The organism is Bradyrhizobium sp. 2S1, assembly GCF_011516625.5.
Taxonomy (GTDB): Bacteria; Pseudomonadota; Alphaproteobacteria; order Rhizobiales; family Xanthobacteraceae; genus Bradyrhizobium; species Bradyrhizobium septentrionale.
Genome location: NZ_CP147717.1, coordinates 8,221,260 through 8,238,118 on the forward strand (window position 1 = coordinate 8,221,260; position 16,859 = coordinate 8,238,118).

A 16,859-nucleotide genomic window follows, 5' to 3' on the forward strand; every position below is an offset into this window, starting at 1 on the left:
TATCGAGTAAAATCAGGCTTCTAGCCGGGAAGCGATTCAAGTTGAGCATTCCGAATATCATCACCCTCGGCCGCATCATCCTGGTGCCGGTGATCGTCTGGGCCATCGTGTCCAGCCAGATGGAGATCGCGTTCGCGATCTTCGTGATCGCCGGCGTCTCGGACGCAGTCGACGGTTTCCTCGCCAAGCGCTTCAACATGACGAGCGAGCTCGGCGCTCTGCTCGACCCGCTCGCCGACAAGGCGCTGCTGGTGTCGATCTATGTCGCGCTCGGAATCTGGGGCGCGGTACCGCGCTGGATCGTGATTCTGGTGGTGTCGCGCGACATCATGATCGTCTCCGCCGTGATTGTGTCATGGTTGTTCGACAAGCCGGTCGAGATGAAGCCGCTGATGGTGTCGAAGCTCAACACGGTGGCGCAGGTCGCATTCGCAGCGCTGGTGCTGGCCTCGCTCGGCTTCGGCTTCCAGCCGCACCCCTACGACCTGATCCTGATGGGTTTGGTCACGATCTTTACTTTGGGTTCGGTGTCCCTCTATCTCGTGGAGTGGGTGCGGCACATGAGCACGATCGAAGCTCGGTAGAGCATAATCTGCTAAAATAAAGTGGTTTGGAGACTTGCGTGGCCGGTAGCGTTCAACCTCGTCAATTGGCCTTGGCCCTGCCGCACGAGGAGAAACTGACCCGCGACGATTTCCTCGAGGGGCCCGCCAATGAGGCTGCGCTGGCGCTGATCGATGGCTGGCCCGACTGGCCGAACCGAATCATGCTGCTGGTGGGACCGGACGGCTCCGGTAAAAGCCACCTCGCCGCGATCTGGGCCGAGAGCGCCGGCGCTCGCTCGACCGCCGCGCATGCGCTGACCGCCGAGGCGGTGCCGACCGCGCTTGCGACCGGCGCGCTGGTGGTCGAGGACCTGAGGCCGTCGGATTTCGACGAGCGCGCGATGTTCCATCTGATGAATCTCGCGCGCCAGGACGATGCCTTCGTGCTGATCACGGCGCGCATTCCGCCGTCAGCGTTCGAGATCGAATTGCGCGACCTGCGCTCCCGGCTCCGCGCGGTGCCGACGGTGACGCTGCTGCCGCCCGACGACCAGCTGTTCCGCGGCCTGATCGTGAAGTTCTGCGCCGACCGCCAGATGAGCGTGGACGAGCCGCTGGTCAGCTACCTCTGCAACCGGATCGAGCGCTCCTATACCGCCGTCCGGCAGGCGGTCGAGCTCCTGGACACCGAGGCACTGCGGCTCGGCCGCCCGGTGACGCGGGCGCTGGCGGCGGAACTGTTGCGCGATGCCTGACGGGTCCCGCGGCTTGACGGCGCAGGCGGGCGGAACATCAATGTCATCGAAACGTCATCGCAATATCACATGGTCTGTGCGGCCCTCGGCTACACCGCTCCGGCTCCCTGCCCCGAATTGGACCAGCACTTGATGGACTCGGCACAAGCTACTGAAATCAAAGAAAAAGAGGCGGAGCTACCCGCCGTCCCGGCGATTGCATCCAGCCCCGAGCGATTCATCAACCGGGAGCTCTCCTGGCTGCACTTCAACCGCCGGGTGCTCGAGGAATCGGTCAATACCGGCCATCCCGTGCTGGAGCGGGTCCGCTTCCTGTCGATTTCGGCGAATAACCTTGACGAGTTCTTCATGGTCCGCGTCGCCGGCATCAAGGCGCAGGTCCGCGAAGGCATTGCCGAGCGCAGCCCGGACGGCCTGCTGCCGGCCGAGCAGCTCGTGATGATCAACAAGACCGTCTCACAGCTCGCCTCCGACCAGCAGGCGATCTGGAGCGATCTGCGGACGATCCTGTCCAAGGTCGGCATCCAGCTGGTCGACGGGCGCGACGTCACCAAATCCGAACGCACCTGGATCGAGGATCACTTCCTCCACAACATCTTCCCGCTGCTGACGCCGCTGGCGATCGACCCGGCCCATCCCTTCCCGTTCATCCCGAACCTCGGCTTCACCGTGGCGCTGCAATTGTCGCGGATATCCGACGGCAAGGCGATGAACGCGCTGATCCGCATGCCCGGCAAGATCGACCGCTTCATCCGCCTTCCCTCCACGAAGGAAAGCGGTCCGGCGCGGCTGATCACACTCGAGCAGGCCACTGGTCTGTTCATCGGCCGCCTGTTCCCTGGCTACACCGTCAAGGGCCAGGGCGCGTTTCGCATCATCAGGGACTCCGAACTCGAAATCGAGGAAGAAGCCGAGGACCTCGTTCGCCTGTTCGAGACGGCGCTGAAGCGCCGCCGGCGCGGATCGGTGATCCGGCTCGAGATCGAAGCCAAGATGCCGGAAGAGCTCCGCAGCTTCGTGCAGCACGCTCTGTCGGCGGCGGATGATGAAGTGATCCTGGTCGACGGCGTGCTGGCGATGAACGAGCTGTCGCAGCTGACCCGCCTCGATCGCCCGGACCTCGAATTCCCGCCCTATGTGCCGCGCCATCCCGAGCGGGTGCGCGACCATGGCGGCGATATCTTTGCCGCTATCAGGCAGAAGGACCTCGTGGTCCATCACCCCTACGAATCCTTCGACGTCGTCGTGCAGTTCCTGCAGCAGGCGGCGCGTGACCCCGACGTCGTCGCGATCAAGCAGACACTCTACCGCACCTCGAACAACTCGCCGGTCGTGCGCGCGCTGGCGGATGCCGCCGAGGCCGGCAAGTCGGTGACCGCGCTGATCGAGTTGAAGGCGCGCTTCGACGAGGAGGCCAATATCCGCTGGGCGCGCGACCTCGAACGCGCCGGCGTGCAGGTCGTCTACGGCTTCATCGAACTGAAGACGCACGCCAAGCTGTCGATGGTGGTGCGCCGCGAGGGCGGAAATCTCACGACCTATGTGCACACCGGCACCGGCAACTATCATCCGGTCACCGCCCGCATCTACACCGACGTCTCCTACTTTACGTCGGACCCGATCATCGGCCGCGACGTCGCGCGGGTGTTCAACTACATCACCGGTTATGCCGAGCCGAGCGACATCGAGAAGATGGCAGTGTCGCCGCTGACATTGCGCAAGCGGATCATCGAGCACATCCACGGCGAGATCGCCCACGTCAAACATGGCCGGCCCGGCGCGATCTGGATGAAGATGAACGCGCTGGTCGATCCCGACATCATCGACGCCCTGTACGAGGCCTCGCAGGCCGGCGTCGCGATCGAGCTCGTGGTGCGCGGCATCTGCTGCCTGCGGCCGGGGCTGCCAGGATTGTCGGAGAATATTCGCGTCAAATCGGTGATCGGCCGGTTCCTGGAACACGGTCGGATCTATTGCTTCGGCATGGGTCAGGGCCTGCCGAGCACAAAAGCTGCTGTGTATATCTCGTCCGCCGACATGATGCCGCGGAACCTCGACCGCCGCGTCGAGGTTCTCTGTCCGCTGCAAAATCCCACGGTGCATCAGCAGGTTCTCGAACAGATCATGGTCGCGAACCTGAAGGACACCGAGCAGAGCTGGCAATTGTTGCCGGACGGGTCGTCAACGCGTATGAAAGCCGCGAAAGGCGAAGAGCCGTTCAACCTGCATGACTACTTCATGACAAATCCGAGTCTGTCCGGCCGTGGTAAGTCTCTCAAGGAATCTTCACCGCGCCGGCTCACGCGTCGTAACGAGCGTCAGCAGCCATCGTCTTAAGGGGGCTTTCCTGTGAAGCGGCCGCGCAAGCGCGCTTCCAGCGTCGCTGTGATCGATATCGGCTCGAACTCGGTTCGTCTCGTGGTCTACGAGGCGATGGCGCGCAGCCTCGTCACGATCTTCAACGAGAAGGCGCTGTGCGGGCTCGGACGCGAGGTGCAGAGCACCGGCCTGCTCGCGACCGATGCGGTCAACAAGGCGCTCACCGCGCTGCGCCGCTTTCGCGCGCTGTGCAGGATACAGCAGGTCGGCCGCGTCTATGCGATCGCGACCGCGGCCTGCCGCGACGCCAAGAACGGTCCCGACTTCATCGCCAAGGCCGAGCGCATCTGCGGCGCCAAGATCGAGATTCTGTCCGGACCGCGTGAAGCGAAACTGTCCGCGCTCGGCGTCGTGTCGGGCGTGCACAATCCGAACGGCATCGTCGGCGATCTCGGCGGCGGCTCGCTCGAACTGATCGACGTCAAGGGCAACCGGGTGCGCAGCGGCGTGACGCTCCCGCTCGGCAGCCTCGCGCTGCAGGACCTCTCGGACAAATCGATCAAGCGCGCCGAACGCATCGTCAAGAACGAGCTGCTCGGCGTTGCCCAGCTCAAGACCGGGCGCGGCCGCACCTTCTACGCGGTCGGCGGCACCTGGCGTGCGCTGGCGCGCATTCACATCATCCAGAGCGGCTATCCGCTCAAGGTGATGCACGGCTACTCGATCCCGGCGGCCGACGCGCTCGACTTCGCGCAGCGGCTGCGGCGGCTGGCGGCCACCAACATGCTGGCCAACATCGAGTCGGTCGCCGATGCGCGGCGGCCCCTGCTGAGCTATGCCGCGCTTGTGCTCGAATACATCATCCGCGTCGCGCAGCCGAAGACCATCGTGTTCTCGACCTTCGGCGTGCGCGAAGGCCTGCTCTACGAGATGCTGCCGCAGGCCGAGCGCGCCAAGGACGGGCTGGTCTGCGCCGCGCAGAATCTCAACGAACTGCTGTCGCGCTCGGCCCGCCACGCCCAGGAGCTGACGGCGTGGACCGACCGGCTGGTGCGCGTCGTCAGGCTGCGCGAGACCGAGGAAGACCGCAGGCTGCGTCACGTCGCCTGCCTGCTCTCCGACATCGGCTGGCGGGTGCATCCCGATCATCGCGGCGAGGAAACCCTCAGCCTGATCATGAACGGCAATTTCGGCTCGATCACCCATCAGGGGCGCGCCTTCGTCGCGCTCTCGGTGTTCTATCGCTACGCCGGCCTCAGCGAGGAAAACGAACCGCCGTCGCAGATCCGCGCGCTGGTGACGCCGGCGATGGACGAGCGCGCGCGCGTGCTCGGCGCCGCGTTCCGCGTCGCGCATCTGATCACGGCGGCGCGCACCGGCGTGCTGCCGGCAACCCATTTCCGCACCCAGGGCCGCAAGCTGATGCTGGTGTTCGAGCACCGGATGGTGGATCTGGTTGCCGACCGCGTCGGCAGCCGTTTCAAGCAGCTGGCACGGCTGGTCGGGCGCACCGGCTCGATCGTGCGGCGCTAACCCTGGTTCTATGACAGGCAGCGTTCGGTGAACCGGTGAACCGAAACGAGGACTTCGCCTTCCGTCACACGCCCGAGACGAGCTTCGCCGGACGTGTGTCGAAGCTCATCCGCAACAGCTCGACCTAAAATGGGCCTTGCATCAAGCGACTTGGGTGCCCGTCAGTCCGGCGATTCTCTCGAAATGAGCGACCGCAGCGCGGGCGCCCGCCGTCTTGGTGAGAAGGTCGAGCGTCTCATCACCGTCGTCGCTGACCGGCGTGAGCGCGCGGTCAAGATAGTTGCTGGCCCCCGGGTGTAGGCGATGACCGTTTTCCAAATCAACAACCGTCCGATCGCCACGGTGAGGACGCTGTGCTTCACGAGCGTCTCCCAGCCAAAGCGCAGCCAGAACAGCCAGGAGTTCTCGCGCGGCAAGCCGGGTCGCCGCTCGGACGGATGCTTGAGGCGGAAAATCCCACCCTGAAGGGGATGTACCTTTTCGAGGCGATCCGTCGTCGAAAAAGTGAGTAGGTACTTTGCGAGATTGCCGATCGGAACGCCGGTGGCCGCGGCGCGTCGCAGCAGAACCTTCATGTGCTTGGGCGTATAATAGAGCTGCCAGGCCTCGTGATAGATGTCCTGCCACTCTTGCTTGCTCATCTTGGGATGGGCCGTACAGACGTGTTCGACATGGTAGCTGTTGAGGTCCGCTTCCATGGCTGTGCCGTTTTTCCAGAGCGTCTGGTGATCTTCGGAGCCGGGCAGCGGCGTCAGACAAAAGAACTCGAGAAGGTCGATCGGCAGTTCTTCCTGGATGATGGCGATGTCGCGTTTGATTGTCTCCGGCGTGTCGGCTGGAAAGCCCAGGATATAGCCCGCGATGGTCAAGATGCCCTGCTCCTTCCAGGCCAGCAGCATCTTTCGATACTCGGTGATCTTGTTCTGCCGCTTCTTCGCTAGCGCAAGATTGTCGGGGTTGATGTTTTCAAGTCCAATGAAGACCTTTTTTACTCCGGCGCGTTTTGCCTTTTCCATGAAGTTGGGGATCTTGTGGCATAGCGTGTCGACCTGGATCATCAGGCCGAGCGGGATGCCGTCCATTTCGCGGAGCTGGATGAGGCGATCGAAGGTCGATTCCCACTCTTTGTTGCGCGCAAAGTTATCGTCGGTGATGAAGAATTTTCGAATGCCTTGGGCCCAGTTGAGGCGCACGATGTGCTCCACATCGTCGGCCGATCGGTAGCGCGATTTGCGGCCTTGCACGTTGATAATGGTACAAAACGAGCACTGGTAGGGGCAGCCGCGGCCGGCATCGAAACTGGCGCTGGAGCCAAGCGTCCGTTCGATATATCGCTTCGGGAGGAACGGCACCGGCACGCCGTCCATGCCCGGCAACTCTTTCATGTGGTTGTAGAGCGGCGCGAGGCGTCCAGCAGCTACGTCGGCAATGACGGATTCAAGACGCCCTTCGGCTTCACCCGCGAATATGGCGACGCCCATCTCCCGGCAAGCGTCGAGTTCCACGGCGCGGCCATCCAGCATCGACAGGCAACCCGAGACATGAAAACCACCGATGGCGACGGCAATCCCGGCTGCCCGGAACGAACGGGCGATGTCGAGGGCGCGCGGATATTGGTTCGATTGAACGCCGATCAGGGCCACACATCCGAAACCGCCGTGACTCCTGAAGCGGCTCAGGAGCGCCGGGATGTCGATGCGCGTATTGGTCTCGTCGATGGCTTCAATATCAAAATCGACATCGGGCCCGAGCACCCGGCGTTCGGCGCAATCCGCCGCAATGCCATACACGGCCGCCAGCGAATTCGACGGCGTCATGGCGCGCCACCATCGGATCACGTATCCGTCATCATCGTAGTGAGACGGCTTGACCAGGATGAGCTGAAAGCGTCGCCTCGCCGCTATATCGGATTGCAGCACTAACTGTCTCCTGGTTGGCACAGTGCTGAAAATAAACACCGCGGCGGCCCATCTGCTGAAATCCACATCAGCAGCGGCGCCCGGCATTCGGTGCCTTCTGATCTGTGCTTTCAGCTTTCATTTCGCCCTGCAGCCCGACCGATGAGTGTGAATTCGGATGGATCGAGATGCCCGTCGCAGTTGCGATCGGTCAGGGTAAGCAGCCGTGCAAGGTAACTCTTCCACTCATCGCAGGTGTGGATGACGTTATGATTGGCGGCCCAGATGTCGGGTCATCTTTTGATGCCGCGGGCGTCGCCGCGAGCCGCAGGAACGGACTGTCCAGAAGCATCGCATGCAGTTCGGGCGGAATTAAGGGCAGATCCGATATCAGCGATGTGTCGTTACGAATCAGGGATCACCAATGGCAACGCCAAGGGTCTGACCCATCCACCGCTTGAGTTCTTCCGCGGGGAGTCTAACACCCAGCGGCCTTGTACCGGGCGACGTCGAGGACCGGACTAAGCGATCGCTCTTGGGCCTCTGCCCCGTCACGCCGCCTTGGCGGCGTGCTTGGCCTTCCGGACCGCGTGGCGGCGCCAGAGCGATCCCGCAACCAGCACAACGACGATGCCGAGCACCGCGAGCGTGATCTCGCCGCCGTTGCCGCCATGGCCGAATTGCGGCGACATCCCGACTGCGGCCAGCCAGGAATCGAGCTTGGCGCCGAGCGATCCGGCGAACAGCGCATCCAGCTTCGGATGCACCGCCGGATCGGTCGCGATGACGTCGCCCGCGATCCAGCCGAGCAGCGCGGCACCGGCCCAGACCAGGACCGGCAGCTTGTTGAGCAGCGCCATGATCAGCGCCGCGCCGGCCACGATCAGGGGAACGCTGATCGCAAGTCCGAGCACCAGCAGCGGAACGCTGCCGTTGGCGGCGGCGGCCACCGCGATCACATTGTCGAGGCTCATCACGATGTCGGCGACGACAACGATCTGAACCGCGGCCCACAGATGCGAGGCCGCATGCACGCTGTCCTCGTCCTCCTGCTCCGGCACCAAGAGCTTGGCGGCGATCACGATCAGCGCCAGTCCGCCGACCAGCTTCAGATATGGAAGCTCCATCAGGCTGGCGACGATGCCGGTGAAGATGACGCGCAGCAGCACCGCCGCGGCGGCGCCGAGAATCATGCCCCAAAGGCGCTGGCGCGGCGCGAGCCCGCGGCAGGCGAGCGCGATCACGAGCGCGTTGTCGCCCGACAGCAGAACGTTGATCCAGATGATCTTGCCGACGGCGACCCAGAAGGTCGGCGTCGCCATCTCGTTCTTGAACTGGGTGAAGAACGCGCCGATGTACGCGGGATCAAAGATCTGCCACAGCCAATCCACAGCGAGTCCTATTCGGCCTTGCGGCCGCCCCTGGCGGCGGTCGTCCGCCGCTCCCCAGTTTAGTTCGACACGGTCCCGTCAGAGGACCGTGCCCCTTCAGTTGGACGGCGTTAGCCGACGATCTCGTTGCCGGCAAAGAATTGCGCGATCTCGATCACCGCGGTCTCCGGCGCATCCGAACCATGCACCGAATTCTCGCCGATCGACTTCGCATAGAGCTTGCGGATGGTGCCCTCGGCGGCCTTCGACGGATCGGTCGCGCCCATCACGTCGCGATATCTGGGGATCGCGCCCTCGCCTTCCAGCACCTGAACCACCACCGGGCCCGAGGTCATGAAGTCGACCAGCTCGCCGAAGAACGGGCGCGCCTTGTGAACGGCGTAGAAGGTCTCGGCCTGGCCTCGGGTCATGCGGATGCGCTTCTGCGCCACGACCCGCAGGCCCGCCTTTTCGATCACCGCATTGACCGCGCCGGTCAGGTTGCGCTCGGTGGCGTCGGGCTTGATGATCGAAAAGGTGCGTTCAATCGCCATGATTTCGTCCTTGTAAACGGTGGCTGGGAGTTGCCGGGGCTTATATCGGCGCGATGGGGTGACGGCAAGCGACCCTGTGACGCGTTAGCCTTTAGTTTTGACGCATTTTCGCAACGAAAACCGTCATCTGGGCGGTCCCCGGGCGGACGCAGGTTCGGCCGACTTACCGCGATTTCACCTAGGTGAACCCATTCTGTCAGCGTCGTGCCGCTGTCGTTCAGCTCACCCCGCTAGGCTCTCCATCGATCGGACGCCTTGCCGGCCCACCCGCAAGCCTCACAGGACGTCTCGGGAAACGATGTCACCGCGGGCGCATCACGCGCCCATACCTCGAGGAGACGATCATGTTACGCAAAATTTCGCTTGCCGCAGTCGCCGCGGTTTCGCTCGGTGCCGCGGCGCTCGCCCCGACCTCCGCTTCCGCCTGGGGTGGTTGGCATGGCGGCGGGCACGGTGGATGGCACCACGGCTGGTGGGGCGGACCGCGCGTCATCGTCGGAGGTCCCGCCTACTACGGTGGTTATGGCTACGGTGGCGGCTGCTATGTCCGCCGCGTGGTGCCGACGCCTTGGGGACCGCGCTGGCGCCTGGTCAACCGCTGCTACTGATCTGACCGACTTCCCCTATGCTCCCTGACTTGCCTCGCCCCGGCCCTGCGCCGGGGCTTTTTTCACGTCTACGGGAACCCGCCGCCCTGTGACGGGCCGCACTACTTCCAGGCGAGAGCAAGGGGGCGGGAAACCAAATTCGGGGTCGCGACTTGTCATGACAAGGATTTACTCGAACACGCGAGGTGGAACTCGCCGAAAGACGTGCCATGACAATGACCCAGATCGACAACGATCCCGATCAGATCGATCACAAGACCTGCCGTTACATCTGCGATGCCGTGGGCGAACGGCTTCAGCAGAATATCCGGCCGGAGCCGGCGCTTTCGTCCCGCCTGCAGCGATTGCTCGACGAGATGCGTCGACGGGAAAACGATCAGCATTAGATGTTGGGGGCTGTCCAGCAGCCCAGTTGCGCTTTTCCAACAGCTCCCCCAAGAGACTTTACGAAGAGATTTTACGAACAGATGGGTTGCGTTTGGCAGCGCGTCCGGTGACAACGCTGCATGCTCTCCATCACTGACATCTCGGTCCGGATCGCCGGACGGCTGTTGATTGATCACAGTTCTGTGCAAATTGTGCCCGGCGCGCGGGTCGGATTTGTCGGCCGCAACGGCGTCGGCAAGTCGACGCTGTTTCATGCCATCCGCGGTGACCTTCCGGTCGAGAGCGGCAGCATCGCGCTGCCGCCGCGCTGGCGGATCGGCAGCCTCGCGCAAGAGGCGCCCGACGGCCCCGAAAGCCTGATCAATGTCGTGCTGAAGGCCGATCTCGAACGCGACGCGCTGCTGCGCGAGGCGGAGACTGCGCACGATCCGCATCGGATTGCCGATATCCAGACTCGGCTGGTCGACATCGACGCCCATTCGGCTCCCGCCCGCGCCGCGGCGATCCTCTCCGGCCTCGGCTTCTCGACCGCCGACCAGGCACGGCCATGCGCGGAATTTTCCGGTGGCTGGCGCATGCGCGTGGCGCTGGCGGCGACGCTGTTCTCCGCGCCCGATCTGCTGCTGCTGGACGAACCGACCAACTATCTCGATCTCGAAGGCACGTTGTGGCTGGAGAACCACCTCGCCACCTATCCGCGCACCGTGATCGTGATCAGCCACGACCGCGATCTGCTGGACACCTCGGTCGATCAGATCCTGCACCTCGATCGCGGCAAGCTGACGCTCTACAAGGGCACCTATTCCTCGTTCGAGGAGCAGCGCGCCTCGCGCGAATTGCTCGACGCAAAGCACGCCAAGCGGCAGGCCGACGAGCGCAAGCGCCTGCAGGATTTCGTCGACCGCTTCAAGGCCAAGGCCTCCAAGGCGCGGCAGGCGCAGTCGCGCGTCAAGATGCTGGAGCGGATGAAGCCGATCACCGCGCTGGTGACCCAGGATGTTCGCGAGATCTCGTTTCCGGCGCCGGAGAAGCTGCTGTCGCCGCCGATCATTGCGGTCGATGACGTCTCGGTCGGCTACGAGCCCGGCAAGCCGGTGCTCAACCGCGTGACGCTGCGCGTCGACACCGATGACCGCATCGCGCTGCTCGGCTCCAACGGCAACGGCAAGTCGACGCTGGTCAAGCTGCTGGCGGGCAAGCTCGCGCCGTTCTCGGGGAGAATCACCAAGGCAGACAAGCTGTCGGTCGGCTATTTCGCCCAGCATCAGGTCGACGAGCTCAATCTCGACGGCTCGCCCTATGATCACATCCGCAAGCTGATGCCCGAAGCGCCGGAGAGCAAGGTGCGCGGCCGCGTCGGCGCGATCGGTTTCTCAGGCAAGGCCGGCGACACGCTGGTGAGGAGCCTGTCGGGCGGCGAGAAGGCGCGGCTGCTGCTTGGGCTTGCGACGTTCTACGGCCCGAACATGATCATCCTGGACGAGCCGACCAACCATCTCGATATCGATAGCCGCGCCGCGCTGGCGGAGGCGATCAACGACTTCCCCGGCGCCGTGATGATGGTCTCGCACGATCGGTACCTGATCGAGGCCTGCGCCGACCGATTGTGGGTCGTGGCCAATCAGACCGTCACCGCCTATGACGGAGATCTCGACGACTACCGCCGCATGATACTGTCGGCCAATGACGGCCGGCCGGCATCACGTGAGCGCGTCAAGGAGCCGGCGAGGCCCGAACGCAACCGCAATGACAAGCGCTCTTCGCCGAGGCAACGGATCGCGCAGGCCGAGGCCGAGATCGAGCGCATCAACGGCATCATTGCCAAGATCGATACCGCGCTGGCGCTGCCCGATATTTTCACGCGCGATCCCAAGCAGGCCGCACAGCTGACCAAGGCGCGCGCCGGCGCCGAAAGCGCTTTGCAGCGCGCCGAGGAAGAGTGGCTGGAAGCCAGCGCCGCACTTGACGAGGCCGCGAACTAGGACACGTACTCAATCAATTATTCGCGATGTCCGCTTTGCTGCGATACCGGCCGCCTTTGTACAACCGCAGCAAATGTCGCGATGGGCCAATAGCCGACTTTGTGAAGGAGTGTTGCGAGGCGTCAAAAGTCGGGCTTTATGAATACAAAAAAAACCGTGAGCGCCAATATCGCGCTCCAAAATCATAAATGCGCGGCTATCCGTGCCCCACGTTCTATGGCTGGGTATTGCTTCCGCGGCTTGATAGCGGGCAGCGGCGGAAGAAGAGCGCGAGGTGTGCCTGACTGGATTGCATCTTCGATGCGCTTGGCACGTCGCGCAGCTGCAGCGTTCCAAAGGCAGACGCCAGCAAATAGCCAAGCAGTGAGCCAAAGCAATAGTGTTGTCCAAGTGAAGTGAGCGAAGCACCCGGCTACGGTCGTGCAAAAACAGCCCAACTGCGAAGCGATGCCACGACCAAATAAGCTTATCGAAACCGGCAGGAACAACACCGCCATCACTCCGAGGAAGATGGCGCCCTCAATTGCGGTGTTCATCTCAGCTAACCCAAGACGAGCCTTCTTGCCCACAGACAGTCCAGAAGAAGTCAAATACCGCGATCAGTTGCGCGTTGCAACGTAACGTGGCGACGAACTACTATCTCGGCAACGCGTGGGTGTCCGCTACGGGTCATTCTCGACGATTTCGGCTGAGTTTGTCGGTTGGTTAATGTCCGCTTCTGTCTACCACGCTCGCAACCACGTCGACCTGTTCTTCAACAGGATCAAACAATGCCGTCGGGTGGCGACGCGCTACGATAGGCTTGCCGCCAACCATCTAGCCTTCGTTCAAGTCGCGTCAATCAGGCTATGGCTGCGCCTTATTGAGTCCGCGCCCTAGCACTACTTTGGCAGATTGTTAGATTCGGGCGTTTGATTAGGATTCCCGAATCGATTTTTCAATGATTCATGGGTGGTCGGCTCTTGGAGGGCTGACCATGGCGGAATGGGAAGACGAACTCGAACGCTGGCTGAAGCCTTTTCTGGATCGGTTGGGTCATAAGACCCGACAGCGGATGTGTCCGCTGTACGTTGCGGGATTGATCGGTCCCGGCGATCGCAAGAGCGTTCAGCCGATGGCGGAACGCGTTGCATCGGGCAACTACGATCAGCTGCACCATTTCATCGCCGATGGTGTCTGGAGCGCGACACCGCTGGAATCTGAACTGTTAAACCAAGCCGACCGGCTTGTCGGCGGCAAGGATGCGGTGCTCGTTATTGACGACACGGCAATGCCGAAGAAGGGCGAACGCTCGGTTGGCGTCGCGCCTCAATATGCGTCCTCCCTTGGCAAAACGGCAAATTGCCAAACGCTGGTGTCGCTGACACTCGCGCGCGGCGAAGTGCCGGTAATGGTCGCGCTGCGTCTCTTTCTGCCCGAGATCTGGACGAGCAACGTGTCTCGTCTAAAGCGCGCTCGCGTGCCGGTCGAACACCGAACGGCACGGTCCAAGCCGGAAATTGCTTTGGCGGAGATTGACCGCGCGATGGCAGCCAACGTGCGTTTTGGATGTGTGCTGGCGGATGCAGGATACGGGCTCAGCGCACCGTTTCGACAAGGGCTAACAGAACGCGGGCTGGCCTGGGCTGTCGGCATCCCGCGGCACCTCAAGGTGTACCCGGTTAATGTCCAGCTCATTTGGCCGGTTACCAAAGTCCGCGGGAAACCACGAAAGCACCACCAGATATCTTATCGATTGCGGCAGAACAAATGTTGGCCAGCGCGAAATGGAAAACCCTGAGTTGGCGCAGCGGGACGAAAGGTCGGCTGAAAGCCCGATTTGCTGCTCTCCGTGTCCGCACCGCCGACGGCCCTCCGCAGCGGATTTGGGATAAGGGTCAGCAGCATCTCCCGGGCGACGAAGCTTGGCTCATCGGCGAGCAACGCGCCTCGGGGGAGAAGAAATACTATCTCGCCAACCTCCCTGCGGCGACGGATCTGCGCACACTGGCCGCCACCATTAAGGCAAGATGGATTTGTGAACAGGCGCATCAGCAGTTGAAGGAAGAGCTTGGACTTGATCACTTCGAAGGGCGATCATGGCAGGGTCTTCATCGCCACGCCCTGATGACAATGATTGCCTACGCCTTCCTACAACATCGTCGCCTCGCACACGCGGGGCGGAAAAAAAAGAATCAACGGACCTCCGCCTCAGCCAACCATGCCCGCCGTACGTCACGCTATCGTCAATCTCATCCTTCGGTCACCGTCTCAAAGGTGTCCATACTGCCGAAAACAAATCCTTGAAAAACAGTGGCGCAAACACATTCTGCCAAAGTAGTGCTAGGAGCCCGTCCAGATATGTTTTCGTGACGGGCATTTGTTGTAGAGTAGCAGGCTCAGGCTGCGTTTGCGAGGTTGAACAGCTTGAGGAGGTTATGGACGGTGCAGATCATTGTCCACTCGGCGCGCACTTTCTCGATGCCCCGCAACAGGAACTGGCGGAAGCCTCTTGCCTGTTTGATCTGCCCGAACACCGGCTCCACCACTTGCTTTCGCAATCGGTAGGGTGTTTCGAAGCCGCCATCGTCGATCTTCTTTCGCATGGCCTGTGTCAGCGGGCCGCCGACTTTTCCGTTCGCTACTGTCGGGTGCTTGGCGCGTCCGGGCGCGACATAGCCATCGATGCTGCGTGTGTCGAGCGCTTCGAGATTGGCTTCGCTGCAGTAGCCGGAATCCGCTGAGGCCTGCCGCGGCTTGCGGCCAAGATTGCTCTCGATGGCCTCGATCAGGGGCACCAACTGGCCCTGATCGAGGCCGTGCTGGGTCAGTTCTTGCGCGACAATGATCTGGGCATGTGCATCGACGGCCGCCTGGGCATTATAGGCCTGAACGAAGCCATCCTTCGACTTCATGATGCGGCTTTCCGGATCGGTGAAGTTGCGTTGCGCCTTGGGATTGGGTTCCTCCGATGGCAGCGCCGCCGGTTTGCCCGGCTTCTTGCGGCCTTCGGCCTGGCGCTGCTGTTCCTTTTCGGCCTCGATGCGGCGCTCTTCCTCCGCCGCCAGTTTGGCGTCCGCTTCCAGCGCCGCCATCGCTTGCTGGATCTTCGCCAGCCGTTTCTGCTTGTCGACGGTCCAGTCCGGCAGTTCGTCGCTGTTGCCGAAAGTCTCATCCTCCGAGGCATCCGCCGCCTCGGCGGCCGCCAGCATGCGAGCGACCTCGGCCTTCAATTCCGCCTCGCGCTTCTTCATGCGCTCATAACTCATCGCCTTGTGTTTCGACGCGTTCGCCTTGATCTTCGTACCATCCAGCGCGACATGACCGAGCTTGACCAGCCCGGCCGTCTCGCACAACTTCAGAACCTGCACGAATAGCGCGCCGAGCGCCTTCAAATGTCGCTTGCGAAAGTCGCTGATCGTCCGAAAATCCGGCGCATCCAGCGCCACGATCATCACAAAATCGTTCCGCTCCCGGCAGGCCTTGGCAATCCGACGCGACGAATACAGCCCACTCGCATAGCTATGCAGCAGCAGCGCCACCATCATCCGCGGATCAAACGGCGGCTGCCCAAGCCCGCTCACATAGCTGCCCATGATCTCCCTGAGATCGAGGCTCTCCCGCACCAGATCAACCATAAACCGCGAGACATGGCCTTTCGGCACGAAGTCCTGCACATTCGGCGGCAGAAGCAGCGTCTGATCGATGTTCCAAGGCCGAAAATACTTGCTCATCGCCCAATGTTGAATCAGACCCGACCAGATTTGAACAGCGACTATCCAGACAAGCTCCTAGCCGTGCGCGGTCTTTTTCTTCTTCGGCTTGACTGCCTTCGGCTCCGGCGCGGGATCCGGGCCACGCTCGACCGACGTCAGACGCCCTGAGTTGAACGTATAGATACCGGCGCGCGCGCCGCGCGACCAGGTCACGACGGCGACGCGCTCGCCGCCCGGCCCGCTCGACAAGTTCACACTGTCGGGGGCACCGATGCCACGCACGACGTCGCATTCGGTGTGACCCAGCGCGACGCTGCCGCCCGACGGCTGCGGCGGCGGTGCCGCTGCAGCACCGTCGGCCAGCGCGTTCGCACCGGCGGCTCCGGCAGGCGGCGCCATGCCCGGACAGCCTCCGTCAGCAGTGACGAGATCGTCGTTGGTCACCGGCTTGTCGGGCGTCAGCGGCGGCGATTCGATCGAGATGTTGCGGATGAACACCCGTCCGGGACGCGAAAACCAGTCCGCGTCGCGCGAAAAAATGTCGGATGCGCTCGAGCAGCCGGCAAGACCCGGCGCAAGCACCAGCAAGGCCAGCAGCGACTTCCGACTGAATGTTCCGTCTCGCACGATCGACAAGGCTCCTGACCCCTTTACCTAAGGGCTTGTCCGAACATCACTTTGCGGCATGACCGTGACCCGCCCCAGGAAACCCCGAAGGAAACCTCGAATTATCATTAATTGGTTGATATCGCTATTGGCGGCGTTGCCAGCGCCCCCGCTCATCGGTCTGCCAATAGGTGACCTCGAAGCCGCGCGCTTTGCAAGCGGTCCAGCTTTCCCTGGCCGAAGCCAGCGCGTCGGGGTCATCACCGTTGAACACGAGCACCACCCGCTCGTAGCTGTCGCAGTCGGCCGGGAGCGCCGCATTGTCGACCAGGAAACGGACATTGGCCCGGTTCGGGTTGCCCTCCTCGATCGACAGGATGATCGGCTGGTCCTGCGCGTCGGCGACGCGCGAGGTCGCGTGCGGCAGAAATGAATCGTCGCTGTAGGTCCACAGATGCGCGTCGAGCGTCTCGGCGCGCTCCTGCGACGTCGATTGCACGACCACGCGCCAGCCGCGCTCGAGCGACTTCTCGAGCAGCGGCGGCAGCACGCTTTCCAGCGTCATGTTCTGCAGATGGTAGAACAGAACCTCGGTCATGCGGCGGCT

General features: G+C 62.7%; 12 protein-coding genes and 3 pseudogenes. 8 read left to right on the forward strand and 7 right to left on the reverse strand.

All coding sequences use genetic code 11. The features are described 5' to 3' along the window. The first annotated feature begins 41 nt into the window (after positions 1-41). The 4 genes from HAP54_RS38860 (at position 42) to ppx (ending at position 5,152) form a co-directional block, all read left to right on the forward strand. Entirely contained in the window at positions 42-584 is a 543-nt protein-coding gene (locus HAP54_RS38860; RefSeq protein ID WP_028332358.1) for a CDP-alcohol phosphatidyltransferase family protein, read from the forward strand. 38 nt (positions 585-622) lie between these two features. Continuing rightward, entirely contained in the window at positions 623-1,300 is a 678-nt protein-coding gene (locus HAP54_RS38865) for a DnaA/Hda family protein (protein WP_166296168.1), read from the forward strand. A 132-nt stretch (positions 1,301-1,432) separates the two neighbouring features. After that, the gene (locus HAP54_RS38870; protein ID WP_166296171.1) at positions 1,433-3,637 is read left to right on the forward strand and encodes an RNA degradosome polyphosphate kinase; all 2,205 of its coding nucleotides are present in this window, start codon (positions 1,433-1,435) and stop codon (positions 3,635-3,637) included. 12 nt (positions 3,638-3,649) lie between these two features. Next, on the forward strand, positions 3,650-5,152 hold the full coding sequence (ppx, locus tag HAP54_RS38875; protein ID WP_166296174.1) for an exopolyphosphatase: 1,503 nt from the start codon (positions 3,650-3,652) through the stop codon (positions 5,150-5,152). 141 nt (positions 5,153-5,293) lie between these two features. Here ppx and HAP54_RS38880 read toward each other — a convergent pair. The 3 genes and pseudogenes from HAP54_RS38880 to ndk form a co-directional block, all read right to left on the reverse strand. Continuing rightward, positions 5,294-7,071: pseudogene (locus tag HAP54_RS38880) on the reverse strand (B12-binding domain-containing radical SAM protein). Between the two features lie 530 nt (positions 7,072-7,601). Continuing rightward, a complete protein-coding gene (locus HAP54_RS38885) occupies positions 7,602-8,441 on the reverse strand; it encodes a TerC family protein (RefSeq protein WP_166296177.1) in 840 nt (279 codons plus the stop codon). Positions 8,442-8,551: 110 nt separating this feature from the next. Further along, positions 8,552-8,974, reverse strand: a complete 423-nt coding sequence (ndk, locus tag HAP54_RS38890; protein WP_166296180.1) for a nucleoside-diphosphate kinase — start codon at positions 8,972-8,974, stop codon at positions 8,552-8,554. A 344-nt stretch (positions 8,975-9,318) separates the two neighbouring features. Between ndk and HAP54_RS38895 the strand changes: the two genes are divergently transcribed. Beyond that, positions 9,319-9,582: a sulfur globule protein precursor gene (locus HAP54_RS38895; protein ID WP_166296182.1), complete on the forward strand. Its 264-nt coding sequence runs from the start codon at positions 9,319-9,321 to the stop codon at positions 9,580-9,582. Between the two features lie 155 nt (positions 9,583-9,737). On the opposite strand, the gene HAP54_RS38900 is transcribed toward HAP54_RS38895, so the two are convergent. Continuing rightward, positions 9,738-9,965 (reverse strand): hypothetical protein, encoded by a 228-nt coding sequence (locus HAP54_RS38900; protein ID WP_339156799.1) that lies wholly within the window; start codon positions 9,963-9,965, stop codon positions 9,738-9,740. A gap of 123 nt (positions 9,966-10,088) precedes the next feature. Between HAP54_RS38900 and HAP54_RS38905 the strand changes: the two genes are divergently transcribed. From HAP54_RS38905 to HAP54_RS38915, 3 genes and pseudogenes are all read left to right on the forward strand, one after another. Continuing rightward, the gene (locus HAP54_RS38905; protein WP_166296185.1) at positions 10,089-11,951 is read left to right on the forward strand and encodes an ABC-F family ATP-binding cassette domain-containing protein; all 1,863 of its coding nucleotides are present in this window, start codon (positions 10,089-10,091) and stop codon (positions 11,949-11,951) included. Positions 11,952-12,662: 711 nt separating this feature from the next. After that, positions 12,663-12,830 (forward strand): annotated as a pseudogene (locus HAP54_RS38910) (IS5/IS1182 family transposase); the annotation flags it as partial. A 61-nt stretch (positions 12,831-12,891) separates the two neighbouring features. Next, positions 12,892-14,237: pseudogene (locus HAP54_RS38915) on the forward strand (IS701 family transposase). Positions 14,238-14,329: 92 nt separating this feature from the next. Here HAP54_RS38915 and HAP54_RS38920 read toward each other — a convergent pair. The 3 genes from HAP54_RS38920 to HAP54_RS38930 form a co-directional block, all read right to left on the reverse strand. Continuing rightward, the gene (locus HAP54_RS38920) at positions 14,330-15,664 is read right to left on the reverse strand and encodes an IS1182 family transposase (protein WP_166296156.1); all 1,335 of its coding nucleotides are present in this window, start codon (positions 15,662-15,664) and stop codon (positions 14,330-14,332) included. A gap of 57 nt (positions 15,665-15,721) precedes the next feature. Beyond that, positions 15,722-16,228, reverse strand: a complete 507-nt coding sequence (locus HAP54_RS38925; protein WP_166306848.1) for a hypothetical protein — start codon at positions 16,226-16,228, stop codon at positions 15,722-15,724. Between the two features lie 169 nt (positions 16,229-16,397). Further along, a complete protein-coding gene (locus HAP54_RS38930; RefSeq protein WP_166204542.1) occupies positions 16,398-16,850 on the reverse strand; it encodes a DNA polymerase III subunit chi in 453 nt (150 codons plus the stop codon). Positions 16,851-16,859 lie beyond the last annotated feature (9 nt).